This window comes from Parasphingorhabdus sp. (genome assembly GCF_048267785.1).
Classification (GTDB): domain Bacteria; phylum Pseudomonadota; class Alphaproteobacteria; order Sphingomonadales; family Sphingomonadaceae; genus Parasphingorhabdus.
On sequence record NZ_JBLWWU010000012.1, the window covers coordinates 90104 to 116809 of the forward strand.

General features: G+C 52.0%; 22 protein-coding genes, 2 tRNA genes and 1 pseudogene. 11 read left to right on the forward strand and 14 right to left on the reverse strand.

Annotation, left to right across the window (positions count from 1 at the left end; translation table 11 throughout):
* Window positions 1-255 precede the first annotated feature (255 nt).
* The 6 genes from ppsA to ACN0VD_RS11305 all read right to left on the reverse strand — a co-directional run bounded on the left by ppsA (window position 256) and on the right by ACN0VD_RS11305 (window position 9080).
* Window positions 256-2688, reverse strand: coding sequence for a phosphoenolpyruvate synthase (gene ppsA / locus ACN0VD_RS11280; RefSeq protein WP_417594265.1), 2433 nt, complete (start codon window positions 2686-2688; stop codon window positions 256-258).
* A 73-nt stretch (window positions 2689-2761) separates the two neighbouring features.
* Entirely contained in the window at window positions 2762-3355 is a 594-nt protein-coding gene (locus ACN0VD_RS11285) for a CC0125/CC1285 family lipoprotein (RefSeq protein WP_417594267.1), read from the reverse strand.
* Between the two features lie 383 nt (window positions 3356-3738).
* Window positions 3739-6354, reverse strand: coding sequence for a cation-translocating P-type ATPase (locus ACN0VD_RS11290; RefSeq protein ID WP_417594269.1), 2616 nt, complete (start codon window positions 6352-6354; stop codon window positions 3739-3741).
* 124 nt (window positions 6355-6478) lie between these two features.
* Complete coding sequence (locus ACN0VD_RS11295) at window positions 6479-7294, reverse strand: trypsin-like peptidase domain-containing protein (protein ID WP_417594271.1); 816 nt, start codon at window positions 7292-7294, stop codon at window positions 6479-6481.
* Between the two features lie 335 nt (window positions 7295-7629).
* On the reverse strand, window positions 7630-8649 hold the full coding sequence (locus tag ACN0VD_RS11300; protein WP_417594273.1) for a zinc-dependent alcohol dehydrogenase family protein: 1020 nt from the start codon (window positions 8647-8649) through the stop codon (window positions 7630-7632).
* Between the two features lie 302 nt (window positions 8650-8951).
* A complete protein-coding gene (locus tag ACN0VD_RS11305; RefSeq protein ID WP_417594275.1) occupies window positions 8952-9080 on the reverse strand; it encodes a hypothetical protein in 129 nt (42 codons plus the stop codon).
* A gap of 523 nt (window positions 9081-9603) precedes the next feature.
* Between ACN0VD_RS11305 and ACN0VD_RS11310 the strand changes: the two genes are divergently transcribed.
* Window positions 9604-11655, forward strand: a complete 2052-nt coding sequence (locus ACN0VD_RS11310) for a PAS domain S-box protein (RefSeq protein ID WP_417594277.1) — start codon at window positions 9604-9606, stop codon at window positions 11653-11655.
* Window positions 11648-12274, forward strand: coding sequence for a response regulator transcription factor (locus ACN0VD_RS11315; protein WP_417594279.1), 627 nt, complete (start codon window positions 11648-11650; stop codon window positions 12272-12274). The genes ACN0VD_RS11310 and ACN0VD_RS11315 overlap by 8 nt, the downstream gene beginning before the upstream one ends.
* Before the next feature lie 14 nt (window positions 12275-12288).
* Here the strand turns inward: ACN0VD_RS11315 and ACN0VD_RS11320 are convergent, their stop codons facing one another.
* Both ACN0VD_RS11320 and ACN0VD_RS11325 read right to left on the reverse strand, forming a co-directional pair.
* Window positions 12289-13089: a DUF1269 domain-containing protein gene (locus tag ACN0VD_RS11320; protein ID WP_417594281.1), complete on the reverse strand. Its 801-nt coding sequence runs from the start codon at window positions 13087-13089 to the stop codon at window positions 12289-12291.
* A 356-nt stretch (window positions 13090-13445) separates the two neighbouring features.
* Window positions 13446-13522, reverse strand: a tRNA-Met gene (locus tag ACN0VD_RS11325).
* Between the two features lie 176 nt (window positions 13523-13698).
* On the opposite strand from ACN0VD_RS11325, the gene ACN0VD_RS11330 reads away from it, so the two are divergent.
* Complete coding sequence (locus ACN0VD_RS11330; RefSeq protein ID WP_417594283.1) at window positions 13699-14934, forward strand: NAD(P)/FAD-dependent oxidoreductase; 1236 nt, start codon at window positions 13699-13701, stop codon at window positions 14932-14934.
* Here ACN0VD_RS11330 and ACN0VD_RS11335 read toward each other — a convergent pair.
* Window positions 14931-15449, reverse strand: coding sequence for a 2'-5' RNA ligase family protein (locus ACN0VD_RS11335; RefSeq protein ID WP_417594285.1), 519 nt, complete (start codon window positions 15447-15449; stop codon window positions 14931-14933). The two genes, ACN0VD_RS11330 and ACN0VD_RS11335, sit on opposite strands and share 4 nt — an antisense overlap.
* A gap of 76 nt (window positions 15450-15525) precedes the next feature.
* Entirely contained in the window at window positions 15526-16077 is a 552-nt protein-coding gene (locus ACN0VD_RS11340; RefSeq protein ID WP_417594287.1) for a peroxiredoxin, read from the reverse strand.
* Window positions 16078-16259: 182 nt separating this feature from the next.
* Here ACN0VD_RS11340 and ACN0VD_RS11345 point away from each other — a divergent pair, with 182 nt between their 5' ends.
* On the forward strand, window positions 16260-16691 hold the full coding sequence (locus tag ACN0VD_RS11345) for a hypothetical protein (RefSeq protein ID WP_417594289.1): 432 nt from the start codon (window positions 16260-16262) through the stop codon (window positions 16689-16691).
* A 1-nt stretch (window position 16692) separates the two neighbouring features.
* Here the strand turns inward: ACN0VD_RS11345 and ACN0VD_RS11350 are convergent, their stop codons facing one another.
* Entirely contained in the window at window positions 16693-17424 is a 732-nt protein-coding gene (locus tag ACN0VD_RS11350; RefSeq protein ID WP_417594291.1) for a queuosine precursor transporter, read from the reverse strand.
* A gap of 104 nt (window positions 17425-17528) precedes the next feature.
* On the opposite strand from ACN0VD_RS11350, the gene ACN0VD_RS11355 reads away from it, so the two are divergent.
* Window positions 17529-17605, forward strand: a tRNA-Arg gene (locus ACN0VD_RS11355).
* Between the two features lie 6 nt (window positions 17606-17611).
* On the opposite strand, the gene ACN0VD_RS11360 is transcribed toward ACN0VD_RS11355, so the two are convergent.
* Window positions 17612-18436, reverse strand: coding sequence for an NUDIX hydrolase (locus ACN0VD_RS11360; RefSeq protein WP_417594293.1), 825 nt, complete (start codon window positions 18434-18436; stop codon window positions 17612-17614).
* Window positions 18437-18540: 104 nt separating this feature from the next.
* Between ACN0VD_RS11360 and ACN0VD_RS11365 the strand changes: the two genes are divergently transcribed.
* Window positions 18541-19128, forward strand: coding sequence for a DUF4126 domain-containing protein (locus ACN0VD_RS11365; protein ID WP_417594295.1), 588 nt, complete (start codon window positions 18541-18543; stop codon window positions 19126-19128).
* Window positions 19129-19467: 339 nt separating this feature from the next.
* Here ACN0VD_RS11365 and ACN0VD_RS11370 read toward each other — a convergent pair whose 3' ends face one another.
* Window positions 19468-20778 carry a TnsA endonuclease N-terminal domain-containing protein gene (locus ACN0VD_RS11370; RefSeq protein WP_417594297.1) on the reverse strand — a complete coding sequence of 437 codons (1311 nt, stop codon included), beginning with the start codon at window positions 20776-20778 and terminating at the stop codon, window positions 19468-19470.
* Between ACN0VD_RS11370 and ACN0VD_RS11375 the strand changes: the two genes are divergently transcribed.
* The 4 genes from ACN0VD_RS11375 to ACN0VD_RS11390 all read left to right on the forward strand — a co-directional run bounded on the left by ACN0VD_RS11375 (window position 20762) and on the right by ACN0VD_RS11390 (window position 25430).
* Entirely contained in the window at window positions 20762-21808 is a 1047-nt protein-coding gene (locus tag ACN0VD_RS11375) for a hypothetical protein (RefSeq protein ID WP_417594299.1), read from the forward strand. The genes ACN0VD_RS11370 and ACN0VD_RS11375 overlap by 17 nt on opposite strands.
* A gap of 94 nt (window positions 21809-21902) precedes the next feature.
* Window positions 21903-22745, forward strand: a complete 843-nt coding sequence (locus ACN0VD_RS11380) for a hypothetical protein (protein WP_417594301.1) — start codon at window positions 21903-21905, stop codon at window positions 22743-22745.
* A gap of 166 nt (window positions 22746-22911) precedes the next feature.
* Window positions 22912-23490 (forward strand): hypothetical protein, encoded by a 579-nt coding sequence (locus ACN0VD_RS11385; RefSeq protein ID WP_417594303.1) that lies wholly within the window; start codon window positions 22912-22914, stop codon window positions 23488-23490.
* A gap of 713 nt (window positions 23491-24203) precedes the next feature.
* A complete protein-coding gene (locus tag ACN0VD_RS11390) occupies window positions 24204-25430 on the forward strand; it encodes a Shedu immune nuclease family protein (protein WP_417594305.1) in 1227 nt (408 codons plus the stop codon).
* A 333-nt stretch (window positions 25431-25763) separates the two neighbouring features.
* On the opposite strand, the gene ACN0VD_RS11395 is transcribed toward ACN0VD_RS11390, so the two are convergent.
* A complete protein-coding gene (locus ACN0VD_RS11395; protein ID WP_417594307.1) occupies window positions 25764-26090 on the reverse strand; it encodes a DUF6471 domain-containing protein in 327 nt (108 codons plus the stop codon).
* 134 nt (window positions 26091-26224) lie between these two features.
* Between ACN0VD_RS11395 and ACN0VD_RS11400 the strand changes: the two are divergent.
* Window positions 26225-26362, forward strand: a pseudogene (locus ACN0VD_RS11400) (IS1595 family transposase); the annotation flags it as partial.
* Window positions 26363-26706 lie beyond the last annotated feature (344 nt).

Below are 26706 nucleotides of genomic sequence, written 5' to 3' on the forward strand. Positions count from 1 at the left end.
TCTGAAAAAGATGCGGTCCCCCTCGCCAAAATATTTACATCGAGTCTTCTGATATGATGGTCGGCTGCGCTCAAACCGCTCCGAACAGAAAACCCACGACACTCGATTCCGGACGGTGCATTGACACGATCAAAATGTCATTCCTTCCTTGATGGTATGATCGGGAAGAATGACTTTCGTAGTCATTTTCAAAAGCCGAAAAGCCAAGCATTCGCTCCATCAGACCAGTATCGCCCATTCGCTAAACACCTCCATTTATCTTTGGTTCCTTAAAGCCGCCTGGCCCTGACCAAGCCGCCGTAAAACGCCCAGAACACTATCTGGACTCAAGCTAATGCTATCGATATCCTTCTCCACCAGCCAGTCGGCAAACCCGGGCCTGTCTGAGGGTGCCTGACCGCAAATTCCGCATTTCAACCCGCTGCGATGTGCGCCGGCAATTGTCTGCTCGATCATCGCTGTAACCGCGGGATCTTCCTCGTCAAAATCGGCAGCAAGAATCTCGGAATCTCGATCAATGCCCAGTACCAGCTGGGTAAGATCGTTTGACCCAATAGAGAAACCGTCAAACAGTTTTGCAAATTCATCAATCAGAATGACGTTGCTGGGTATCTCGCACATGACATAGAGCTGGAGGCCGTTTTCTCCCCGCTCCAGTTCGTTCTCGGCCATCACTTCAATGACCCGGCGCGCTTCCTCTATTCGTCGGCAGAATGGTATCATGATAATGACATTGGTTAAACCCATATCATCCCGGACGCGCCGAAGTGCTTGGCATTCAAGATCAAAAGCTGCCCTGTAAGCCGGGTGTATATAGCGTGAAGCACCGCGAAAACCGATCATCGGATTATTTTCTGATTCTTCAAAAGCACTGCCGCCCAGCAATGATGCATATTCGTTACTCTTGAAATCGGACGTTCGGACAATTACCGGCCGTGGATAAAATGCTGCGGCGATCATCGCGACGCCCTCGGCGAGGCGCGAAACGAAATAATCAGCACCGTTTTGATAGGCCGTTGTCAGTTTTTCAATCTTTCGTCGGACCTGCCGATTGCTGATCCGCTCGGGAAACAGCAACGCCATCGGATGCGCCTCGATCTCATTGGCAATGATGAACTCGGTTCGTGCAAGACCAACACCGGCAACCGGCAACTCAGCCGTTTTAAACGCCGCATCGGGAGCGGCAATATTGACCATCAAATCCACATTGGGTGATGTCATCGCACTCACGTCGATGGAGTCGACAGAAAAGGGCACTTCGCCCTCAAGAACCCGGCCCGTCATTCCCTGCGAACAGTCGACGGTAACGCCCTGCCCGTTTACCAACAGTTCTCTCGCGCCGGATACACCGACGATTACCGGGATACCGAGCTCTCTTGCCACAATGGCGGCATGACATGTGCGCCCACCATGCTCGGTAATAATCGCAGCAGCACGCTTCATCGCGGGCTCCCAGTCCGGTGTGGTCGCTTCCGCCACGATCACGTCGCCGGCTTTGACCAGTCCCAGTTGATCGCTGTCATCAACCAGTCGGACCGGCCCCGAACCGATCCTGTCTCCAATGGCCTGCCCTTCGCTGATGACCTTTACTTCTGCATCACCGGTCAGGTGATATTGGGTAAGCAGTGTAGAATCGGATGCCGCATGGATTGTTTCGGGGCGCGCCTGCAGAATATAGAGATTGCCATCCGGGCCATCTTTTGCCCATTCTATATCCATCGGAGTCAAGCGGCCATGCAGATTGCTGTAATGCTCTTCAATCGCAACAGCCTGTTTAGAAAGCTGAACAATATCCGGGTCAGAGAGGCAAGGCTTTAACCGCTCGGAACGCGGCACCGGACGCCAGATTATCGGCTCGTTCGCATTGGCACGCGCATAGACCAGCTTTTTTTCCTTGGCGCCGATCCGGTGCCGGATAACCTGCTCGAAGCCCTGTTCCAATGTCGGTTTATGAACGATATACTCGTCCGGGTCGACAGCACCCTGAACGATTGCCTCGCCCAGGCCCCAGACGGCAGTGGTCAACACTACGTCCGGATTCCCGCTTTCGGTATCGAGGGTGAATATCACGCCCGATGTTGCCTTGTCCGCGCGGATCATCCGCTGGACACCGACGGACAGCGCAACATCGCGATGATCAAAACCGTGATTATTCCGGTATGAAATAGCGCGCTGGGTAAATAGTGAGGCAAAGCACTTCCGAACAGCCGCAATCAGGTCATCACCGCCGCGAACATTCAAATATGTCTCATGCTGGCCGGCAAATGATGCTTCCGGCAAATCTTCGGCGGTGGCGCTACTTCGCACGGCAACCGGCGTGCTGCGGCCATGATCATCACACATTTTCTGATAGGCAGACCGGATATCGTCCTCAAGACTTTTCGGGAATTTAGCCTTGACGACCATATCTCTGATGCGTGCGGCCATCCTGGCCGCGACGGTCAGATCGGCCCAGTCTGTCTTCTTTAAAATCTGGTCCATGCGCGGCCAGATTTCATTCACATCAATCAGGTCGCGATAGGCTTTGGCCGTCACTGCGAAAGTTTCGGGGACCATTACCCGACCGGAAAGGGCGTTGGAAAGTTCGCCAAGCGATGCATTTTTTCCGCCAACTTGCGTAATATTGTCGAGACGGAGTTCATTTAGCCAGCAGATATATTTGTCACTGCTTGAATCATCGCGGGTCATCGCTTCGATATCCTTTGCGATAAAGACGCTATTCCGGCGGTTTTTGCAGAAATTGAATGAAAAGTGCCAACCATCAGCTTTCCGGCCATTTTATCGTTGGTCCCAGATCGCTCAGCACCCGGCGAGCATCGAAGGCGCGCGCTTCATCTGCAGGCTTGGGTCCCCTGTGCATGATGATTTCCGCTTCAGCTTCAAACCGTTCCACCGTCCGGACATCGATATCATAAGCCCAGAACGGTACACGGCCATAAGGATGCCAGACATGCCAGGCACCTCCCCGGTAATAATTCCAATGGGGTCGCCAGTAACTGTAACGCGGTCCATACCAGGGACTATAGCGCGGAAACGGCTCGACATAGGTCCGGCGATCACGCTCGGTGGTATGATCGATCATTGAAAACCAGTCATAACCGTTCTGGATTGTCAGCTCAGCTGCGCGATAAAGGAGATAACCCTCGACCGTCTCACGCGATGTCAGCGTGTTACCGGAAAACCGGACCCGGTAGCGGTTCTGGCCAAGATATTCTTCAGAATAGCCGCCCGACACTTTCTGCCCAGGAAGATTCGGCTGATACGGGGTTGCTGTGGCGCAAGCAACAAGCAACAGCGTGAGCAAAAGAGCCAACCCGGATGCAGCGAATTTCGCAGAAGTTCTTTGAACGGTCATATCTTGTCCACCATAATTATGCGGTTACAATCCGATTAAATCAGTCCTGGCCCGATGACGTTTTTCGGCTTTCCTTACATATTTGGTTGTGAAACTGGCGCGCGGCCCGGACATCCTGTTGTCAGATCAGGATTTCGGTCAGCGGTCAGAACAAATTCCAGCGTGCCAACATTGATTTTCCGGATTGTTACTGGCGGTGCAGTTCCGGTTTCCGGGTCGAAGGATTCTCGAGCGGGGGTATTATGAGAACCCTTCATCATTGTGGCACTGCTTCTATGTAAATTATGAGAAGACCCATCGGTATCCGTGAAACCCCGTAGCGCAAAAAAAACATCTATTGGGGCGCAGGAACTTTGATCAAAGGACGCCCGCGAGAACCTCCGTCACGCCGGTTTTGGGCCCCAGCGAAACAATTTCCACAACTCCGACAATCCAAGGCTCGCCAATGATGCGATAATACAAATACCAAGATCACGCGCGCTGAGCGGGGCAGTATCGAATAATCTCTGGCCGACCGGCAAATATATGATCAGCAAATGCAATCCTGCGCTAACCAGAATTGCCCCCAGCAGAAACGGGTTTTCAAACGGACTGGCATGAAAGATCGAGTGTTTCTCGGAGCGGACCGCAACCGCCTGCCCCAGTTGCAGGAATGTCAGAATCGTGAACACCATGGTCTGCCAGTTTTCGTTTCCGGCCGCCAAAGCTTCATATTGTGCCGCGATTGTGACCACTGTCATGAATATGCCAAAGAGGATGATATGTAGCCACATATCGCGGTCGAACAGACCCTGCTGCGGCGGAACCGGTGGCCGCTCCATAACGTCTCGCTCCGCCTTTTCGGCAACGAGCGCGAGTCCCGGCAATCCATCGGTTACCAGATTGATCCACAATATCTGCAGCGGCAGCAACGGCAGTGGCAGGCCCAGCAGCGGCGCGAAGAAAATTGTCATCACTTCGGCAAAATTGCAGGCCAGATTATAGCGAATAAATTTGCGAATATTGTCAAATATCCGCCGCCCTTCGCGGACAGCCGCGACGATCGAGGAAAAATTGTCGTCGAGCAGGATCAAATCGGCTGCTTCCCGCGCAACATCGGTTCCGCCCTTGCCCATTGCCACACCGATATTTGCCGCGGCAAGCGCGGGAGCGTCATTAACCCCGTCCCCGGTCATCGCCACATATTGTCCCTGGCTTTGGAGCGCTTTGACGATACGGATTTTTTGAGCCGGATCGACACGCGCATATATCTTGGTGGACAGCGCCGTGGCCGCGAGCTCCTTTTCGTCAAGATCACGCAATTCCGCTCCCGTAACGGAACCGTCAGATGCCTCAGCCAACCCAATTTTTACGGCAATGGCGAGCGCCGTCCGGGGATGGTCGCCCGTAATCATGACGAGCACAATGCCAGCCGCTTTACAGGCGGCTACGGCAGCTGCGGATTCGGCCCGGGGTGGGTCCTGCAATCCAACCAGCCCGAGAATTTCCGTCTCAGGATGAACATCATCGACATCCGGAATCTCATCGGTTTCCCGGCGCGCAAATGCCAGCACACGCATCCCCTCGGCTGCAAGTTTCTCCGCCTGCTCCTGCCATTGCGGTGATGATACAAGAATGACTTCCGGCGCACCCTTCATATAGGAAACGAAACGGCCCGACGGCATTTTATGGACGGTGGTCATCCGTTTGCGTTTGGATGAAAAAGCAAAGGTCTTTTCGCGGGGTTGCGAAGCTTCCAGCGCTTGACGCTCATACCCCTTGTCACCGGCGTGCAAACACAGAGCTAGCTCGGTCGGTTCCCCGCGCGGGCCTTCCGCCCCATCGGTCTCGACTTCATTGCAAAGCGCCATTGCCTTCAACATTTCCCGCTCATCATTGCTGAGCAGTTCGACTACGTGCATCTTGTTTTGGGTCAGCGTTCCAGTTTTGTCGGTGCAGATATATGTGACGGAGCCAAGTGTCTCGACGGCGGGCAATTGGCGGATCAACGCGTTGTTCTGCGCCATTTTTCTGGCACCGATCGCGAGTAGGACTGTCACCACCGCGGGCAGTGCCTCTGGCATGGCCGCAACCGCAACGCTCGCCGCAGTCATGAACATCAGTAGAGGCATTTGCCCCTGCAAAATCCCCGTTATAAAAATTACAATGCAAACAAATAATGCCGCAATCGCCAGTTTTCGGCTGACCGTCGCCAGCCGTTCCTGCAATGGGGTCGGAGCAGTTGTCTGATTTTCCATCATAACGGCAATTTTGCCGATTTCACTGCCGGAACCGGTCGCCACCACCAGACCGGTTGCACCACCGCGCATAACCGACGTGCCGGAAAAGGCCATATTATCCTGATCACCCAGCGGCACATTATGCCCCGTCACCATTGAGGCCGTTTTCTGTTTGGAAAGCGATTCCCCGGTCAAGGCAGATTCATCCAGCTGCAGATCGTTGGTAGCGATAAGCCGCATATCGGCAGGCACACGGTCGCCTGCCTGGATCTGAACCAGGTCACCCACCACAAGATCGCGAGAATGACTGGGTCGGGGCGTACCGGAGCGAATAACGGTAACATCGTCAGGCATCATCAATTTCAGCGCGGCCATTTCTTTTTGCGCGCGTATTTCGTGGAATAAGCCAATCGCCGCGTTTATCATCAGGATGACGGCAATCATTGCCGCGTCTCGTATTTCTCCCACGGCGCCCGCGACGGCCGCAGCCGCCAGCAACAGCAGGATCATTGCATCATTAAACTGAGCGACAATCGACTGACCGATGCTGCGTCCGCGACGCTCAGCGAGAATATTGGGTCCGTAAAGATCCAGCCGTCTTTTGGCCTCATCGTCGGTCAGACCTTCCCGGAAATTGCTATTCAGAACTTCGGCAACCGTTTCGCGATCCTGACTGGACCAGTTTTGCGACGGCGGCGCAACGGCTTCACCAGCCGGATTGGCTGCCGCAGATATTTTCCTTAAATGCTGCCGGCGGAACAGGACCGGAAATTGTGCCACGCGATTTCTTTCTTTCAGCGACCCGTATCTGCGCGGTTCTAAAACCAGACTTCTCGCACAGTAATCCGTAATGCTGCGTATGAAACGGATGTTGCGCGAAACGTTCTGATTGGCGAACAGGCGCTCAGCTTTTTTCCGAACGCAACAGTTGCCGGACGACCGAAGCCGGCACCGCAAATCCAATTCCAATATTGGCCTGTACTGGTGTCAGAATGGATACGTTAATTCCGATCACTTCACCCCGCATATTGATTAACGGTCCACCGGAATTTCCCGGATTGATCGGGGCATCAGTCTGGATCAATCCGAAATGACGTTCAGGGGACAGGCCACGCCCAAGCGCGCTTACAATGCCCGCCGTCACCGACTGGCCGATACCAAAGGGATTACCAATTGCGATAACATAGTCTCCGACCTGCGCCGAATCCGATGCCGCCAGCGGAACGGCGGTCAGATTCTTGGCAGGTATCCGAAGCAATGCAATATCCGCTTGATCATCGGATGCGACAAGCTCGGCCTCGAGTTGACGCTTGTCCTCGAGCATCACCATGATCAGCGAAGCTCCGTCTACAATATGAAAATTTGTGACGACCAATCCCTTGTTTGCGTCGACAACCACGCCAGATCCGGCAGAAAGCCTGGGTTGTAGCACGCCTTCCGACACGCCGAAAAAACGTCTGAAATATGGATCACGCAACAACGGATTTTGTGCGTAAGGTGACGGCTGAACCACCGCGATATTGACCACGGCCGGGGAAGCCCTTGCCACCAATGGTGCAACGCTTAACCGGTCTATCGGTATGGGTTCCGCGTTGGCGCTATTCGATACGGACTGTGCCAATGACAAGGGCTGGTTCTGATGGGAAAAGAGCATCGCCAGCCCGATCAATCCGATCGAAAGGGTAATCATGATGAGTACCGAACGGTGCGCCGACTTCATCGTGCGCACTCCCCATCATTATCCCGGCCACGATATTGTGGTTGAAATGGTTGAACGGCTGTCATCATACAAAATCCTGATTGTTCCTGTTCCCCGAGACGATCAAAAGTTTATAACTCTGCTTTCCCGTACGCCATACGCGTAGTTACTTAAGCGCCAAGACAGCCAAACATGCGCTACAGCGCGAATATGACGGGACACAAATAATGTCGGAGTTTTGCGCTATGCTTTTGCAGCGAATTGCTGAGGACCAACCCGGTTCCCTAATGAAAATAGCGAACCATATTGCGAACGCCAGCTCACAACCACGCAGGGCGATCGCGTTCATCCATTTCCTACGTCTCAGGCACAAGCACTGCGGCACCTTCAAACTCTCCTTCTCGCAATTGCCTGAGCGCTTCATTTGCGCTCGTGAGAGAAAATGGAGTCGTCGTTGTACGCACCGGTATTGTAGCCGCAATCTCGAGAAATTCCTCTCCGTCCTGCCGCGTTAGATTGGCTACCGATCGCAAGACGCGCTCTTCCCATAAAATATTATAGGGAAAGCTCGGAATATCGCTCATGTGGATTCCGGCACAAACAACCGTCCCTCCCCTTGCCGTAGCTTTGAGAGCTGCCGGAACGAGTTCACCCACGGGCGCAAAAATGACAGCAGCATCCAGCATATCCGGTGGATTGATATCCGAACCACCCGCCCATACCGCCCCAAGCTGGCGGGCAAAATCCTGCCCGGCAAGATCACCCGGTTTGGTGAAGGCATAGACTTCCTGTTCAAGGTGGCGTGCGACTTGGATAGCGATATGTGCAGCTGCTCCAAAGCCGTAAAACCCGATTCGGGCAGCATCGCCCGCCAATCGCAGCGCTCGATAACCGATCAAGCCCGCACATAGCAACGGCGCGGCTTCGACATCGCTAAAAACGGCTGGTATCGGAAAGCAGAACCGCTCGTCGGCAACGGTAAAATCGGCATAGCCGCCATTGATCTGATAGCCGGTAAAACGCGCTTGTTCACACAGATTCTCACGGTCACTCTTGCAATAGACGCATTCTCCACATGTCCAGCCCAGCCAGGGGACGCCGACGCGATCACCGACTTCGAGATCTTTCACATTGGGTCCTGTTTGCCTCACTGTTCCGATAATCTCGTGTCCCGGTACAAGCGGGATCGCGGGATTGGTCAGTTCGCCGTCAACGATGTGCAAATCGGTTCGACAAACACCGCAGGCATGGATTTTAATCAGCACTTGATCTGGTCCGGGGATCGGCACTGGCATATTTGAATCAAGCCGAAGAGGTTCGTGGGCGCGGTCAAATATCATCGCATGCATTGTCCGGAATCCTTTGTTATTCCCCATGCCGCGCCGCCTCTGAACGGGTGTTTCTGCATGACTTCAGCTCTTTGATTATCGGTTGGCCCCAAGGCTTCGCGCTTTCCTCATCACCGAGAATTTCCTGACTGAACAATAGCGGCTTCCGCAAGCACGTGAAATTACGTATTTTCCCCGGACGGGACATTACGGATTTTGTGGCGTTACGCCTCGCTGCATATTGAATGAGCAAATTTGATTGGGACCGAATTCAACGATTCTGTTCTTTTGCAAAATAGCTATTCCCCGTCGTGTACTGCTCCTCCTCCCAATGGCACGGCGGGGAACTTCTATGCAGTTTGAATATTGAACAATGTCGTGATCGCGGGATTGAACTGGAAATAGCCGATATTTGGAACGCCTTGTTCTCCGCCGGTGTAGACGGGACGGTCCCATTGGCGACCATTTTCGGAGTTCACCCTGCTCGCCCTCGCGACATGGATTGCTCCACATATGTAAATTTACGTAATTTGTTTTGTCCTGCAGTTGGCTACATCAACCTGAAGCACAGCAAACCATTGGCAATCTGATTTCGGGGCAGCCAGATTCCATTTAAACATTATCGTTATTCATCATAAAATTGTTGAATATTGATATCTAGTCTAAAATAGATAGGACAAGGACGATGGTTTGAAGATGCTAAACCGAAATTTAATCATACTATATTCGGTATTAGCTGCATCTTTAGTCGCAGTCGCTACAACTTGGTATATCCTGGATCTACAGGAACGCGCCAATTTAAGAAGGGTGACCGCCTCACACGTTCTGGGTGCCGAGGCGTTGATACGTGATGGCGTTAACGGAAGAGCGACGTTGATATCCGGGCTCGCGAACAATTGGCAAGGGCAGGACAAACAGGATCGGACAGATTGGGAAAAAGCGAGCAGATTTATCTATGATTCCCAGTCCGGCGTTCGTGCAATCGGGTGGATTGATCCCTCAATGACAATCCGCTGGGTTATTCCTCTGTCGGATAGCAAAATTGCGCTGGATTTTGATTTGCGATCCAATCCGCCTACTTTCAACGCCGCAGAACAGGCAAAAAACAGCCGCAAGCTAGCATTTTCAGAACCACTTGAAAGCATCCACAGCGGCAAAGGGATAACTGTCTACGCTCCGGTCTATGATCCCCGCAGTGGACGATTTGATGGGTTGATCGGAAGCGTCCTGCTTTTCGACCCGTTGCTGAAAGCGATTTTGCCCGAAGGCCTTATGGCTCAGCATGATATAATTGTGTCCGTAAATGGCCAGCAAGCCTATTCTTCGATTGACGACGGGCAAAGCATTAATCCGGATTGGACGCAGAGCCGAAGCTTTACGATCGACAATCTGCAATGGACAATCGATGCTTCGCCCAAACCGGGATTGCTGGCCTTGGTCCATTCCCGAGTGTTGACAATCATATTCAGTGCCGGTTTTGTGCTGAGCGGTCTCTTTGCTCTCATCGTCTATTATAGTCTGATGGCGCAAAAGCGCGTATTGGAAGAACGTGAGGCATCCCATCGGCTGCGTGTCCCTTTTGATGATCTTCCCGCCATAGCCTTTCGCGTCCTCAACCAACCAGACTGGCCCTTTGAATATATCAGCGAGGGCTGTGAAGCTCTGACCGGCTACCCACGCAGCGATTTCGAAGAAAGGCGTGTTTACTGGGGCAATCTCATTATTCCTGAAGACCGGGAACGTATTTGGGAAGAAGTGCAGCAACACTCGGGCTCGGGTGATCCGTTTGACGTAGAATATCGCATACAGACCTCTGAAGGCGAAATTCGCTGGATACAGACATGGTGCGAAATCATCGATATCGTCGACGAGGATGCTGTTTATATCGAGGGCTTTCTGGTCGATATTACCAAGCTTAAACAGGCAGAAACGCTTTCCATCAAATCTGCCAGCCTGTCGGAGGCAATCGTTGAAGCGGCAATTGAGGCAGTCATAACGGTCAATGCGGATGGCACGATTGAGACATTCAACCCCGCTGCAGAAAAGATGTTTGGCTATAATTGCGACGAGATAGTTGGCCAGAATATTGAAATACTCGTGCCAGTCGACCAGCGCAAACATGTTCCCCGTGATCCCAGAAAACATGTCGAAACAGGCGAATTGAGCAGATTGCAGGTAGGCGAAATTGGATATGGATTACGCAAAGACGGCTCGATATTTCCATATGAGCTTTCCGTGAACGAGATCAAACATCCAACAGAATCGATGATCGTCTTTCTTATTCGGGATGTTTCAGGAGAAGTGGCCGCCGAAAAAGAGGCCCAGGAAAATCGTGACAGACTGGCACATGTAGAACGTCTGAATACCTTGGGTGAGATGGCCAGCGGAATTGCCCATGAACTTAATCAACCCCTCACCGCAATATCAAATTACATGGCCACCGGCCGGGATCTGGTTGATGATCTGGGACCAGATACGAAGGAAATTCTGAAAGAGGCAATGGATGAAGCTTCGTCAGAATCGATTCGGGCAGGAGATATTGTCCGGCGACTTCGGCAGTTTATCTCCAAAGGAGAGGTCAACAAGCAGAAACATTCGCTTGAGAAGCTTATCGAGGATGCCGCCACTATCGGTTTGGTCGGTGCCCGGGAAAAAGGTGTGGACTGGACGATTGATATTGCACCGGATTCTGGAACGGTACTGGCTGATAATATTCAAATTCAACAGGTCGTCGTGAATTTGATGCGAAACGCTATCGACGCGATGGAAAACCAACCGGTCAAACATCTCACAATTTCAGCAAAAAGTGCATCAACGGACTTTGTGGAAGTATCGATTGAGGACACCGGAAGCGGCATATCCGACGAGATAAAGGATCAGTTGTTTACCGCATTTTCCAGTACCAAGAGCGACGGAATGGGTCTCGGCTTAACGATATGCCGAACGATAATCGAAGACCATAACGGGAAAATCACAGCAGAATCGGGGGACGATGGAGGCACGATATTTCGTTTTACACTCATGAAAGTAGCTGAGGGAATTTCTGATGAATAACAACCAACTGATCTACATTGTAGACGATGACGATGCGGTACGCCGCTCCGTCAAATTCATGTTGAAACATACCGGTTTTCAAACCCGGGAAATGGCATCGGGCGATGAATTTCTGAAAAATGTGCAGCGCAATGAACGAGGCTGTGTATTGCTGGATATCCGCATGCCCGGCATGGATGGACTGGAAGTTCAGGAACATATGAATAAAAACGGTATTGATATGCCGATCATTATCCTGACTGGCCACGGGGATATCGAGATAGCGGTCAAAGCAATGCGGGCCGGCGCTTTGAATTTCATCGAAAAACCATATAATAAGGATGCGCTGCTGCGTGCGATCGACGAGGCGTTCAGACATCTGGAAAATAATAATCTTAAAGAGATCGCTGCTTCGGATGCCAACATGCGGCTGTCCTGTCTCACCGGTCGGGAACGTGACGTTCTCAATGGGCTGCTGCAAGGTTATCCTAACAAGACCATAGCTTTTGACCTTGGCATCTCTCCCAGAACGGTTGAAATTTACAGGGCCAATATGATGGAAAAATTGCGCGTCAAAAGTTTGGCAGAAGCGCTGCGATTTGGTTTCGCAGCAGAGGCGGTGGAGATTGTCGCCGAATAATCCGATGTCAGATTTTAAGGTATCGGGGTTTCCTGGTTTGTCGACCAAGCTTTTTTTAATTTATCTGTCCACAGCTTATAGTCTGCATGCAGCGCATCAATGCGACGATTGATCGTCGCGCCGGCATGCGCCGAGACGCCCGTCAATTGCTGCTCAAGCTTCTTGGCTTTGGCCTCGAATTCTTTTTCTATGTTATTGAGGCGATCGAGGGCCTCATCTTTCACAAGTTGAAGCTTCGCGTTTGCTTCATCTATCCGGGCCGCAAATTTGGCATTTTCTTTCCGGGCCGCGTCCATCAATTCAGCTTTGAGTGCGTGACATTCTGCTTCTGCCTGTTCGAGATTTTGCGCGATCTGCTGATCTTCAATATTCACGCGCCATATTCTCGATATCGTCCCTCCGATATCGTCAATGCGCTGGTCAAGGGGCCCGGTTACAGTTTCGGAAACTTCTGCTACAATGATGCCATCGCCGGCCGCCGCACTTTCAGCGATTTCTTGGACAAAATCTACATTCAGCCCATATCTGAACAAATCCCACGCACTTCCGAGCAGCGCGCCACCAGCTGGCCCGGTGACACCGCCGACCGGCCCATTGATCAGTCCGATCAAACCGCCAGCCAGAGATCCGGATGGCGACCCAAGCAAGCTTGCGTCAGCAGGCTCTTTCAAGAACAAATCATCGTTCTCATTCCTGCCGACGACAGCCTTGGAATAGACCGTAATGCTGCCTTCGGAATCCAGTTCCTCCAGCACCGACACACCTTCAGTTAATTTTTTATTGTCGGGGAAAATGATAAACGCAAACTTACTCATAACTCTGGTCCTATAATGATACTGCTGCGCCAGGCGCAGTTACTTGCCCGGCGAACGAGAGCCAAACCTCGTTTGTTAATCTGACCCAACGGGGCCATCGCACCTCCGTATAAGATATCAACATTATAGAAACGCGCCGGTGCCAATCACCATACGTAAAGAGCCGGAAGCGCGAAGCGCCGGTTCACATCCATCCCGGTAGGAAATATTCCTGATTTCTTTGGTGCGGGCCGAGATCTGACTGTCTGATCCAGTCGATATGACTGACAACTGGCATCAGGCTAAAAAGCCTATGCACGTTGCAGCTGAAACGGACACCCGCCCATATGAGAATCGCGGGAAAACATCGCAAAATTTGGTAGCGGAGGAGGGACTCGAACCCCCGACACATGGATTATGATTCCACTGCTCTAACCACCTGAGCTACTCCGCCATCAGGTCCCGAGGTTGTTTTGACCACCACGAAACTCTTTCTGAACGGCGGCGCTATAGTCATAGCGTCCGGCCCGGTCAACAAGTGGAAGTGAGAAATACGCTAAAACTTGCACGGCCGATACAATCCGCGCTAACAGCGCGCTACAAGCCAGCGTTTGGCAACAAGGGACGGATATGAAAGCATTTTACGACATATTGATAGTTGGCGCTGGTCATGCAGGCGCACAAGCGGCCATAGCGTTGCGCCAGAAGAATTTCGAAGGTTCCATCGGCCTGTTGGGAAACGAGAAATATCCGCCCTATGAACGACCGCCCTTGTCCAAGGAATATCTCGCTGGCGAAAAACCGTTTGAACGGATTTTGTTACGGCCCGAGAGCTTCTGGGCCGAACGCGATATTGATTTGCTTACCGGTCGCAGGGTCGCGAAAATCGATCCAGTCGCGAAAAAGGTCACACTGACATCCGATGACGAGATAGGCTATGACAAGCTGATCTGGGCGACAGGCGGTTCTCCCCGCATGCTCGATTGCCCGGGAAGCCAGGCGCGCAATATCCATGCTGTCCGATCGCGCGCAGATGTCGACAAAATCATGGCCGCCTTGCCGACTGTCAAAAAAGTCGTGGTAATCGGTGGCGGCTATATCGGACTGGAAGCCGCCGCGGTTTTGACCAAATTGGGCAAGCAGGTGACGATCGTCGAATCGCTGGACCGGGTCCTTTCCCGCGTCGCCGGGGAACCCCTTTCGCGATTCTATGAAGCCGAGCACCGCCGTCAGGGCGTGACCATAGAATTGGAAGCAACCGTCGCCGGCTTTGAAACCGGTGATGACGGAATCGCAACCGCCGTGACACTCGCCGACGGTCGCTCACTGAACGCCGACATGTTCGTGGTCGGAATCGGCATCATCCCGGAAACCGGACCTCTGGTGGCGGCTGGCGCCGCGACCGGCAATGGCGTCGACGTGGATTCCCATTGCCGGACGAGTCTTGATGATATCTACGCGATCGGCGATTGCGCCGCACACAGCAATGCCTATGCCAACGGCGCGATGATCAGGCTGGAATCGGTCCAGAACGCCAATGATCAGGCGAAAGTGGCTGCGCTCGATATCATCGGAGAAGAAACCGAATATGATGCCGTGCCATGGTTCTGGTCAAACCAATATGATCTGAAATTGCAAACCGTTGGCCTGTCCACCGGATTTGACAGCCATGTTGTGCGCGGCGATCCGGATTCACGCAGTTTCTCGGTCATCTATTATCGCGACGGCAAGGTTGTGGCGCTCGACTGCGTCAATGCGACCAAAGACTATGTTCAGGGCCGCAAAGCAGTCGTCGAAGGATTGAATCTGGACAAGGACGAACTCGCTAATACGGACATTCCGATCAAGGAAGTCGGAGTTTACTAGCGCCCCCGGAAGGACCAGGCACCGATGTCCTGCCACAGGCCATCAACATAATAATGCAGCCCGATTCCGCGAATCGTGAACGGACGGGGCTCGAATCCGGCTGACAGATGTTCGAACAGACGTTGAGCTTCTCTCGGGATCACCTTGTTCTGGACGGTTATATGCAATCTGGGTGTCTGCTGGTCCTGCGCCACCAGCAGCCCGGTAAAACGGTCGGCCAGTTCCATTCGCAGCGAGAGCAATTCCGGCGCATGCAGCTGATAGGCGACACCGTTTCCGAGATGGATCAGGCCGGACAGTCGTGCTCGCGGTTTTGGCATGATGCTGGTCAGCGCTGTGACCGCGGACTTGATCTCGTCCAGCGCCTGTGGCGGCAAATGGTGAAACAAGGTGATATGGGCACCTATCCTGTTCCGTTCAGGCGGATAATGGCGTTGGCGCAACTGGTCGGCCCAGGCATATTCCGCCTTGCCCATTTGTGCCGTCATGATGACGGGTTTGTTGAGGCGCTCCATGGAGCAATGCTATCGCACATAAAAAAACCGCGAGCAATTTCTCGCTCGCGGTTTCATTTCAGGATCCAGAATCTGCCTAGGCAGCCTTGCGCGCCGCTTCGTCGCTGTCGAGCCAGTTCAGCAAATTCTCAGGGGTAGACTCGACATAGGGATCATCGTCGACACCATCGTCGTTGATACCCGGCTCTTCAAACCAGGCACTGACCACGCCATCATCAGCAATCATCGAATAACGCCAGCTACGATCGCCAAAACCGAGATGGTTCTTCTTGATCAGCATGCCCATGCGACGGGTGAAGTCACCCGATCCGTCTGGAAGCAGCTTCACTTTTTCCAGACCCAGGGATTTGCCCCACTGGTACATCACAAACGCATCATTGACCGAAATACAGTAGACCTCGTCAACGCCGCGTGCCTTGAATTCGTCATAGAGGCGTTCATAAGCCGGGCACTGCTCGTTCGAACAGGTCGGGGTGAATGCGCCGGGCAAGGAGAATACAGCGATTCGCTTGCCTGCGAACAGGTCCTTGGTGTTCACGTCCTGCCAGCGGAACGGGTTTTCGCCGTCGACGGATTCGTCACGAACGCGGGTTTTCAGGGTAACTTGGGGGATATTCCTACCAATCATATATGACTCCATGTGATTTGATTTTTTGTTTCACGGAGAGCCAGATAGCGCGCCATTATATATTGGTGAAATTGATTTATTCTCTCTATCTCATTTGCATAATCGCTTAATAACCGGTTTCGCTTGATAGTTTTTCGCCAAAATAACAACATGTCCGGCATTGGCTGCAATGGGGAAATGACATGACCGAACCGACAAGAGCACCGATATGGTTCTGGATTGCTGGCGCGATAGCGCTGATCTGGAACGGCCTTGGTCTGCTGGCCTATATTCAGCAGATTTCGATGAGTACCCAGGAATTTGCGGCCCTTCCGCAACAGCAGCAGGATCTGCTGGCCGACCAACCCTCGTGGGTGATGGCTGCTTTCGCGGTAGCGGTCTTTTCGGGCTTTGTGGCCGCCATCGCCCTGCTCTTGCGCAAAAGGGTAGCGGTTCGCCTTTTCCTGTTATCGTTGCTTGCGGTGATCGTGCAGTTCAGCAGCTATTTTATCATCGACGGCTATCTCGAATTTATTGCCGGTCAGGGATGGACGATGCCAATATTGATCATCATTTTTGCGGTTGGCTTTGCCTGGATAGCATGGCGAGCCGAACAACAGGGGCTTTTACGCTAGTTCAGGACGACATGCTGAACGGCGTAAAATCGGTATCTTCATCATATAAATCGACCCCTTCGCGCCGTTTGAGCCAACCCACAACCAGATAGGTCACCGGTGTCAGCACCGCTTCCCACAACACTTTGAGCAGCCAGTTGGTGATCATCACGGTGATTATCGCGGAGATTTCCCATTGCCCCAGAAAGGCGAGCGGATAGAAGATCATGCTATCAACGCCCTGCCCGACGATCGTCGAACCGATGGTCCGGGTCCAAAGGGCCTTGCCCTGCGTCCAGACTTTCATCCGTGCCATCACATAGCTGTTCACAAATTCACCGGCCCAGAAGGCGACAATTGACGCCGCGACGATGCGCGGAACCTGGCCGAATACGCTTTCATAGGCAGCCTGCCCTTCCCAGCCCTCAGCCGGTGGCAAGGACACCACCACCCAACTCATCAAGGCCATGAAAAGGAGCGCAGCAAAACCGGCCCATATGACCCGGCGCGCCCGCGCGTAGCCGTACACCTCGGTCAGAACGTCGCCGATTACATAGCCAAGCGGGAAGAATAATATCCCCGCGCCATATATCCATTGTTCACCGTTGATCGTGATGAAGGTCGGCTTGGCCGCGCCGATCACGTTGGACAGCAGCAGCACCGTGACAAAAGCCGCCATCACGAAGTCATAATAGCGGAACCGGTGCCCGGTCTGGCTGGAAGCGGAGATGCGCTGGATCGGGCTATTGCTCATAGACCGTTCTTACCCCACATCCGCGACAATTCAACATTTTAGGCGACAGGACCAGATCACGGTTTGCAGCCGGTGAAAAGACCGCTAAAGCGCATGAAAATGACGCGCCCGTAGCTCATCTGGATAGAGCGCGAGACTTCTAATCTTGAGGCAGCAGGTTCGAGTCCTGCCGGGCGCACCATATTTCCTATTTCTGAAAACCGCGCTGGACGGCATCCATCGGTTCCGACGTGACCGGATAGCCGATGCCTTCCGGTATGCACAGATGGACTTCCTCGCCCCGTTTCTCGATATTGGGAGAGACCATCACCGACGGGTGGTCCTTCACATGGGCCACAGCCTCGTCAAACGATCCGAATTGCGCCAGCCGCTCAAGATTGCGCTTGGTCGGGAAGATGATCTTCACCTCCCCCGCCTCGGCGCGATCCAATACCGATTGCGCATTGCCCCAGAACAGATTGTAATTCTCGGTTTCATCAACCGTCGCCTGTGCCTGGTGATCATCATGCGAGATCATGTAGAATCTTGTGTCGAACACGCGCTTTTCGGCGAAGGGCGGGCACCAGCGCGAAAAGGGTATCAGCTTCTCGAGCTCCAGCTGCCAATCGAACTGGTTGCAGATGTCAGCCAGAACGGTGCCTTCGTGAAGCGCGCTGCGGGCCTCCAGCACCCGCTTGGCATCCAGATTTCCTTCGACCGCAACCGCGATCCCGGTTTCCTCGATCGATTCCCGAACCGCCGCGATGCGCGCGCCATATTCTTCAAAATCATCGTGGCCGAGCGCCCTCGCGAAATCGAAATCCGCGTCATCGATCCGGCCGCCGGGAAAAACAGCGGCTCCGGCAGCGAATACCATTTTGGACGAACGCTCTACCATCAGCAGATCAGGTGCGGTGCTTCCCGGTTGATCGCGGAATATCACCAGCGTGGACGCGGGAATTGGTTTGGGCATGGGCTTGCCGGTGAGCGCATCCGTGGCAGGCGCTTCATCATTGGTCTGTTTTTCGGTCATATTTTCATATGAACAGCAAGCGGCGGCTTTGCCAAGTCTTTTGATTGGCTATCGCCGGCACAATCCGGTTTGCCAAAATTCCACCAGCATGGCAGGATCATGTCATGGGAATTGTCGAGCTATTGGGACTGGCCGGTAGCGTCAGCCTGCTATCGGGCTGGCGGCTCTATCTCACGGTGTTTGTGACCGGCCTGGCGATGCGGCTGCAATGGATCAGCCTACCCGAACATCTGCAGATACTGGATGCGCTCGCCAATCCCTGGGTTCTGGCAATCAGCGCGCTCGGCGCCGTCGCTGAATTTTTCGCCGACAAAATTCTCTGGCTCGATTCGATCTGGGATACGATCCACACTGCGATTCGGCCCCTCGGCGGTGCGCTGCTGGCGCTTGCGGTTGTCGACGCTGGCGACCCTGTGTGGCAGGTTGTGGTTTTTCTATTGGGCGGAGGCGCTGCCCTGATGAGCCACGGCGCCAAGGCCGGCGCCCGCGCCCTTGTCAATACCAGCCCGGAGCCAGTCAGCAATGCGGTCGTCTCCACCGGGGAGGACATAGCCACCGGCGGCCTGCTCTTCCTCGCCTTCGCCAATCCGGCAGCGGCACTGATCATCGCATCGGTGATGCTGATCCTGTGCATTTTCCTGGTCTACAAAGGCTTCAGGCTGTGGCGGCAAATGGTGTCTGGCGGCAGCTAGACAATAGACCGGCCGAAGCCAGTCTGAATAGGAAGCGCAGGATACAGAGGGAAAAAATGGTCGGGGAGACAAGATCCCCGACTATTTTTATCCAAAAATCACGCCATGCTCGAAAGCCCGGGACTTCTGCCATTTACGCCACTTCGAATAAGCAGCGTTACGGGTAAAAGACACAATTATCAGCACAATCGCAAGCACAATTTTTCTGGAGAAAATTTTTCAGAGAAATCCCTGTCCGAAACCTAAGTTCGTTCAGTTTTGTTTATGCCGGTTCGCCCGAGCCATCAAACAGATCCGCCATATTTTTCCCAAAGACGTTCGTCACCCATTTACAGATCGCTATTGGAATAAGCTTTGGTAACTATGCGCATCCGCATCGCTGCCCTTGATCATATGATATTCCATACCGGACGCAATCGCCATTTGTTCAGCATATTGCTGCTTCGCTTTCACAACCGGATCGTCAATCATGTTGTCCCCTTTCACTTCGACGATGACCCACTTTCCATCATCGCGCTCAAAGAGGAAATCCGGATAGTAGCTTCTGACTGCCTTTGAATCCGGATCGATATATTGGACAAAGAAATCAGACTGGCCGTGGGTAAGCATACCAGTGAAATAGAGTTTTTTGACTTTCCCTTGTCTCAGCAAATCCCAGAACAGTCTCTGCTCCGGATTGCTGTCGAAGCAGTATGTGTCTAGGTGGAAACTCTTTTCAACAAATGGCTTAGCGATCGCGCTGTCGTCTCGTTCAATTTTATCCTTTGCCACGCGCATATTATAGACGCCGTCAGGCGGGATTCTTACCAATTCAATTTCATGCTTCTCAGGAAAGACAAACTCATTCAGCGAAAAGAGCGTGTTAAACAGCCTGGGAATAATCAGATCGTGCAGCAATTCGTTATAGTCGTTCACGGCTTCTATCGTTTTATCGGTGCCCTGCTTGGTTGACGCCAAAATTGTTTCAATTTCCAGCGGCGGCCGGTTCAGATAGCGGGAAATCTCTGCAACCAACATCATCTTCGAATATTGCAGCTTCTCTCTCTGGTCGGTCAGGTCAGTCACCTGATCGCTCAGTTTGGGACCATCAAGACTTTTCCGATTAATCTGAAGTAGACGATATTTGTCAGTCAGTTCGGCCCAGGAATTTTTGTCAGCCTTGTTGAAACCAAGGTCTGCACCATCAACCAGTTGTTTTTCGTCGAGCTCAAAGCTGCGCCGGACCCGCTGGATCGTGATCGTCGGAACGGGCTCGTTGACCCGCACTTCAACATTGATCTTGCCGTCGCCAGCGCCTTTGAGGTCGTCGGCTGTCATGCGGAAGTTCTGTTTCAACTCGTCATCAAGAATGGACTCGTTTTCTTCTGACAGGTAAATCCGGCCTGTGTGCTGCACATCGCCGATTGAGCGCAAACACCGCATGGTGGCTTGAAGCACAAAAACTTTCGACTTCGGTGCCCGAAACAATGCCACGCCAAAGAGTGAACGGCAATTCCAGCCCTCTTGTCCTTTACCAACCAAGATGATGAACTGCTTTTCGCTTTCCGGATAATCCAACCGGTTAAACTCTCGAATGTCATCATTGGAGGTAATTTTCGGGTCACCGACATTGATCAGGATTCGGCTTGTTGGAATGCCACGCTCGATCAATATTTTTTCAACGGCTATGCGTTCAAGGTCGACTCAAGCAAGAATTGATGCGCTTAAACTGGCCCAGCGAAAATTTGGCTCTGTCAAAATCATGGCAAGCAAACGAGAGACGGTCAAATTGATTGCACTTGCCGCGGAACATGGAATCCCGCTCGACGCATCACATCGCGAGCTTGCCGAGCAGCACATGGCTAAAATTAAATCTGACCCGCGCAGTTCGATTGCGGAGCGCTGTATCCGCAACAAAAACGCCCTTCGCGACCTTTTGAGCCTTAGCTCCGCAAAGAAAAAGGACAAAGTTGATCGTGATTGGGACCTGTCCGATATGGATGACTTACGGCAAGATTTGCTGCAGACAAGCAGCAGCATAGCAGATGAAAGAAATAAAGGCGTAAATCCCAAGGGCGATCCGGATAAAGAGGCGATGCGGATTATCGATCGAATCTCTCGAAACGAACTGACTTTGAGCTCCTCAAGATATCGCGACGCCGATCTCCCTTACGCTGACGATCCTGTGCTTCAAAAAGCCTTCGCAAGATCCCCCTATCTTTTGGTGCGCCAAAAAACCCAAATTGCGCTTGAGGTGCTCGAACGGATTGAACTGCAAAAGCGGCGCTGGATATGTGCTGCGATAATCTCAGGCAGGGTGATCGTTGACGGCGAAATCCTCACGGCTACCAACACAGCTGACCAGCGGGCTGCTGATTTTTACAAGGCCCATTATGCCGACCCCAAGTTCCGGCGGATGTTAGTCATTGCCCAAGCAAGACCGAAACGTTTTGCAGGTCAAGCTGATCAAAAACCCGAAATCAGAGTTTGGCAGGACTTATGCCAAGAAGAAGACAGCCCAATGCGAGATCTCCGGTTGCAACTTGCGGCGCGCGAGTTGCACCGGATCACGCCTCCGGAAGATATCGGTGGGATGCTGGGCGCCGCGTCTGGTGCAAAGAAATGGCGGAGGAAAAGTTGGTCTCCGAACGCAGCTGGTTCCGAACCGAGGGGCTTCCGCTGTTCGGCACCAAAACGATGACCGCAACTGAACGTCACCGGTAAAAATTAATCCAACCTATCAACCTGCAAGGCTCGCCATTTCGGCGGGCCTTTTTCATTTAAGGAAATCTAAAATGTCTAACCAAGATTGTCTCCAGCAGCAGCTGGCACGTGAAGCCAATCTATTTGCGGCGCGCGGCAGCGCAGCCAATCAAAATAGAACCCGCACCTATATCATTGCTGATTTTGAATATGGCTATGACCGGGACCGTCATAATGGATATGGCGTAGCTGAAGGCAAAGACGCCGAGGAAAAGATACGCTGGCCCTTCCACCGCGTGGCTGCAGCGTCATGGTGCGTGATGCGATTCAAACGGGGTTCGGACGCTCCGGAGATTGAAGGTCCGGTCGTTTTATCCACCAATGACCACAGCGAAAAGGAAATGGTATCTGCGTTCTTTGACGCCGTGGACCAGGAACCAGGCGCTGTGTTGGTAACATGGGGCGGGGAGCATAAAGATCTGGCCGTTCTGCGCCGAACCGCTGGTGAGTTCGATCTGATCATGCCCGGGCAGCTGCGCGAACTTTCGCCGGTTTCTGAGCGCAGAATTGATTTATGTGACGCTGTCTCGATCCGCGCGGAATCCGTCCATCTTCCGGAATATGCAGCAGCTTGCTCAATTCCCGCAAAGCCGTCGCCATCCAAAACCATTGGCGAACTTGTCGAGAAGGGGATGTGGGGGGACGTCGAGGAGCAAGTGCTAGCTGATGTCATGGCGACAGCGATCATCATGCTGCGCCATCTCAAATCCCACGGGCTGATCCGCTGCGCCATTCCAGCTTGCAGCTTGGCGCTGGCAAACGCAGCAACGGGCGCGAACCCGGACAGCGAGTTTTTGCGCCGAACCTTCAAGCCCTGGGCTCAGCTCAAAGATAGCACAGCCAATTATACCTGTCCGATCTACCGGGCAGCGTAGCTTCAGCCTTACGCTCCTTCACAGGCGTAGACTTTTTGAAAGTCGAGCCGGCGTCATAACGGGCAGCGCTCTACTGACGACCGGCTCTACCGATATCTTCTAACCACACCCCAAGCGGGCGGCATCTCAGGATGACCGCCCACTTGGCATTTCAGGACAATTTTTTATGAAACTTCCCATATATTCCGAACGGATCGTCACCTTCTCCGTCGTCTATCATCCCTATCGCCGCAACACGGAGCGGTTTATACGCGCCTTTGGTGCCTTCGAGGTCAATTTCCAGCCTGGTGATGACATATTGTTCACGCGCCATCATCACACATATCCGACAAAGACGCGAACCGCTCCGTTGCTCGAAATGACGAAGCTGCTGGATCAACAGACCGACTGCGTTTGCGCGATTCTGGAAGCTCCGGGCTGGTCGCACCGGCCAAAACACAAAGCGGACTTTGCTGATGATGTCCTTAAAGCTTTTCCGATTTTCAACTTGGGTCTCCACCGCAAGATCCATGTTCACCGGACGGAAGATCAATATGTCCGGGTCAGCGCCGAACTGTTCGGCATATCTTTGGCGTCCAAGATGGCCGGGCCGTCAGAAAAATCCCGGCGGGCAGCAGACCAAGCACAGGCGGTATGGCTGTCCTGGGTCTTCAATTGTCTCGCTGAGGATCCGGACCAGGCGAACCTAGTCGCGGCCTTCCAGGCCTGGCGACGGATTGATGACCTGCGCCCGGTAGCATTTTGAAAAACGTGACTCGTAAATCTGAATTGCTGCAAAATTTTTATCTGGCTAGAAATGTCGCAGCAGCGAGGAAACATCACCGCGCATTATAAATTCGTGCAACAGCGGCCTACACGGCCCTCAAGTCGGTTGAGTGTTCATTCCTGGGAACTTTCGATATTGGCAGCGGCGGCGAGAATCGAACTGCCAGCGCTACTCCTTAATTTTCCGTTGAAAGTCTAAATCTGCAATCGATCGGGATGATCGAGATATGAAGGTTGAACGTCAGGAAACGGCCGATCGTCGGGCTTTGGGCAATTGGAGCAACTAGCGGACGTGGCGCCGTTGAAAATCTATATGGTGGCTTGCGCCCCCGTTGCTGTCGTTTAACCTAGACGGTTCTAAAGTCGACTTCAGGGGCAAAAACAGAAATTGGGATAACCGCTATGTTAGCTTCACCCAAAGGTGATATTGAGCATGAAGCCGCGTGTTTCTTCACACTCCTCCAATAATAACTTTTAGTAATAATCAGTTCAACTTTATCATTACTGTATCAAAGCCTTCCTTAGGAAAGACGGCTTTGATGTTCAGAAGGCTAATTGCGATCAGATCAATATACATATAGAGATCAAGGACGACTGTATTACCTAACGAGATATTTTAATCTCGCAGCATTTCGGCATTAGGTAATATATTTTGAAGACGCGGAATTTTACAAAAAAAAGTGAGCGGATATTATGCTAAATTTCATAAAGACCACCCATAGCGTAGAAATAGAGTATCAAACGGAATACGGAAACGGCAATGATTGGATATGGAAAAATTTGAACTCCAATGGTTCTGCAGAAGTCTCACGCACCTTCATTTTTGAAAAATCTGATCTTTTGAATCCTCCTCAACCAACACAAGACTTCGAAACTTATGAATACAGGTTTTGCCTAGGTAGATTAGCGAGCGGATACCTTAGAATTCCAGGACGAATTCTCGATAGCCAGAATGATCTATGGATAGACGAAAATATCAAACTTAAGCGTTCGAAATTTACCGCTGAGCGAAACGTCTCTATCTTCGGCCGATTATCAAAAATTCTCGATCATTCCAACCCCATTGTGATCGGAGGAAAGCATCCAGATGCGATTCCAGAAGATGCTTTCGACGAATTGCTCAAAAAATTTCCAAACACCTATGAACTAAATCGATATGCCGAAGCTCGCGTCCACACCATTCTATCTCAATACATAGACGGCATGAAAGATGCTCGAGGGCGATATGAGAGGTATCTCAACCGAAAACAATCACTCAACTCGACAACAAAAGTTGATCTGGATCAACTGAAAAAACTTGAGATTGAAAAGTATATTCTGATCCGTGACCTGATTGAGGACGCACTAACAAATCATACCAATTTTTCCGAAAAAGAGTGGCAGCAATTAATGCTAAACTTCCTACTTCTTCTATTTCCGAAATACATAAAGGTTTTCGAAAATGTCACCATACACGACTACTACACTGATCACTCCAAGAAAACTAACCGCTTCCTTGATATTGCTCTCATTGATGCAAACGGAAATCTCGATATAATTGAAATTAAAAAACCGTTTGAAGATAAGATTCTTCGTAAGGGCTTATATCGGGGTAATAGCATTCCGACTTCAGAACTGAGTGGTAGCGTTATGCAAGCTGAGAAATACTTGTTCCACCTTTCCAAATGGGGCATCAAGGGAGAAGAAACGCTCAGCAAAAAATATGCAGCCGACCTCCCCATCGGGATGTCAGTCAAAATATCTAATCCAAAAGCAACAATTATAGTTGGGCGTGATCAAATCGGCGGAGGCAACATGAGCAGTCAACAGCTACTCGATTTTGAAATCATCAAAAGGAAGTATGCAAACATGGTCGATATCATCACTTATGATGATTTGTTGCGGCGGCTTGACAATACTATCGCAGCCCTCAGTAAATAAGCATAACCTCAATCTATTGCCGAATAGCCGCCGTGAACTTTCATGATCCTAAATGTAACTCGTTTTGTTACTTTTAATCGCACTCGCTTGCTGAATGCCTAGTGTCCGCTTTCAGGATTAAGCTGCCATAAGCAATGCCAGTTCTAAATGTCAGCTAACCACCCAGTTTTGAACAATTGGGTGATCGCAATGAGTTCAGGCAATGGAAGCTTTCAGAAACGCGCGCCGTCCTTGGGGATGACGACAATTGGGGCGCAAAGCGGACTTAGAATTGTATTGTTGCGGATTTACGAACCCAGGGCATTTAACGACTGGCTCCCAAACACATTAAATCTATGCGGGCTTGGAAGGCTTCTTCGCTAAAGACTGCGCTCCGGTTTTTCCGGTGGCTTCTTCCAGAGAGGCGGGGATATTGATCCACTCCACATCAAGCGCCTTCAGGCACTGCGCGAGGAAGACAGCCGTAAAGCGGCCCCGGCTGACCTTATTCCGTAAATTGAGTTCGTTGTCCTCAATTCCGTAGCTTGCAAGGCGCTCGGCAAGGACAGCGTAAGACACGCCTCTCCGCATCATTTCAGCACGCAAGATATTCTTGACGAGCTCCTCCCAGGATTTTTCGCTTGGATGTGCCGGATCGGACTTCATGTTTTTCTCTGTCATGCCGATCTTATAGGACGGAAATTTCAAACTGCAAAACTTCTATCACCGGCTGTAATGGCGGGCATCATCATATACGATGATATAATGCTGGACATTCACCAAACATCACCGTATATGATGATGCAGATCACCATATGGCACAACATTTCCTTCTTTCCTCTAAAGCAAAAACGCTCTCGTTGCGTTCGGTCTTTAGCGTGTCAGAAGAACGCGCCTATACGAAGTTCAAGCGCCGGCGCTGGATCTCCACCAAGGGCAGACCCGTTTGGCCGCTGCTGACCTTCGGGGCATCGCCTGCCGCGCAGCATCACCAATCTATCAATAACAGCAGGAGCAGATATTATGTAGCAAACTCACCAAGACCATACAGCGGGCAAAACGCTGCTCACATCATCAACCAAGTCGCTCGACATTCCGTCGCTGCGGCTTTTTTTATCTAAAGGAAATATATCATGGCGAAGAAGCCAACCAATAATCGCGCTCCGGCAAAGGCCGAGCCCAACAAGCCTTATAAAATCGCGGGCACTTCCATCGTCCCGGCCCAGCTATTCCATGTTCCCTCGCTTCAGCCAAGAAAGGAGGGGCCGTGGCGCGATGAACCCGATAAGCTTTCATG

Coding starts and splice junctions, on each gene's coding strand:
- ACN0VD_RS11375 (WP_417594299.1), top strand. CDS start 20,762: ATGCCACGCTCGATCAATATTTTTTCAACGGCTATGCGTTCAAGGTCG.
- ACN0VD_RS11320 (WP_417594281.1), bottom strand. CDS start 13,089: ATGAGTAAGTTTGCGTTTATCATTTTCCCCGACAATAAAAAATTAACT.
- ACN0VD_RS11300 (WP_417594273.1), bottom strand. CDS start 8,649: ATGGGGAATAACAAAGGATTCCGGACAATGCATGCGATGATATTTGAC.
- ACN0VD_RS11295 (WP_417594271.1), bottom strand. CDS start 7,294: ATGAAGTCGGCGCACCGTTCGGTACTCATCATGATTACCCTTTCGATC.
- ppsA (WP_417594265.1), bottom strand. CDS start 2,688: ATGACCCGCGATGATTCAAGCAGTGACAAATATATCTGCTGGCTAAAT.
- ACN0VD_RS11340 (WP_417594287.1), bottom strand. CDS start 16,077: ATGATTGGTAGGAATATCCCCCAAGTTACCCTGAAAACCCGCGTTCGT.
- ACN0VD_RS11335 (WP_417594285.1), bottom strand. CDS start 15,449: ATGGAGCGCCTCAACAAACCCGTCATCATGACGGCACAAATGGGCAAG.
- ACN0VD_RS11380 (WP_417594301.1), top strand. CDS start 21,903: ATGTCTAACCAAGATTGTCTCCAGCAGCAGCTGGCACGTGAAGCCAAT.
- ACN0VD_RS11315 (WP_417594279.1), top strand. CDS start 11,648: ATGAATAACAACCAACTGATCTACATTGTAGACGATGACGATGCGGTA.
- ACN0VD_RS11350 (WP_417594291.1), bottom strand. CDS start 17,424: ATGAGCAATAGCCCGATCCAGCGCATCTCCGCTTCCAGCCAGACCGGG.
- ACN0VD_RS11390 (WP_417594305.1), top strand. CDS start 24,204: ATGCTAAATTTCATAAAGACCACCCATAGCGTAGAAATAGAGTATCAA.
- ACN0VD_RS11365 (WP_417594295.1), top strand. CDS start 18,541: ATGGGAATTGTCGAGCTATTGGGACTGGCCGGTAGCGTCAGCCTGCTA.
- ACN0VD_RS11330 (WP_417594283.1), top strand. CDS start 13,699: ATGAAAGCATTTTACGACATATTGATAGTTGGCGCTGGTCATGCAGGC.
- ACN0VD_RS11395 (WP_417594307.1), bottom strand. CDS start 26,090: ATGACAGAGAAAAACATGAAGTCCGATCCGGCACATCCAAGCGAAAAA.
- ACN0VD_RS11345 (WP_417594289.1), top strand. CDS start 16,260: ATGACCGAACCGACAAGAGCACCGATATGGTTCTGGATTGCTGGCGCG.
- ACN0VD_RS11285 (WP_417594267.1), bottom strand. CDS start 3,355: ATGACCGTTCAAAGAACTTCTGCGAAATTCGCTGCATCCGGGTTGGCT.
- ACN0VD_RS11310 (WP_417594277.1), top strand. CDS start 9,604: ATGACAATCCGCTGGGTTATTCCTCTGTCGGATAGCAAAATTGCGCTG.
- ACN0VD_RS11385 (WP_417594303.1), top strand. CDS start 22,912: ATGAAACTTCCCATATATTCCGAACGGATCGTCACCTTCTCCGTCGTC.
- ACN0VD_RS11360 (WP_417594293.1), bottom strand. CDS start 18,436: ATGACCGAAAAACAGACCAATGATGAAGCGCCTGCCACGGATGCGCTC.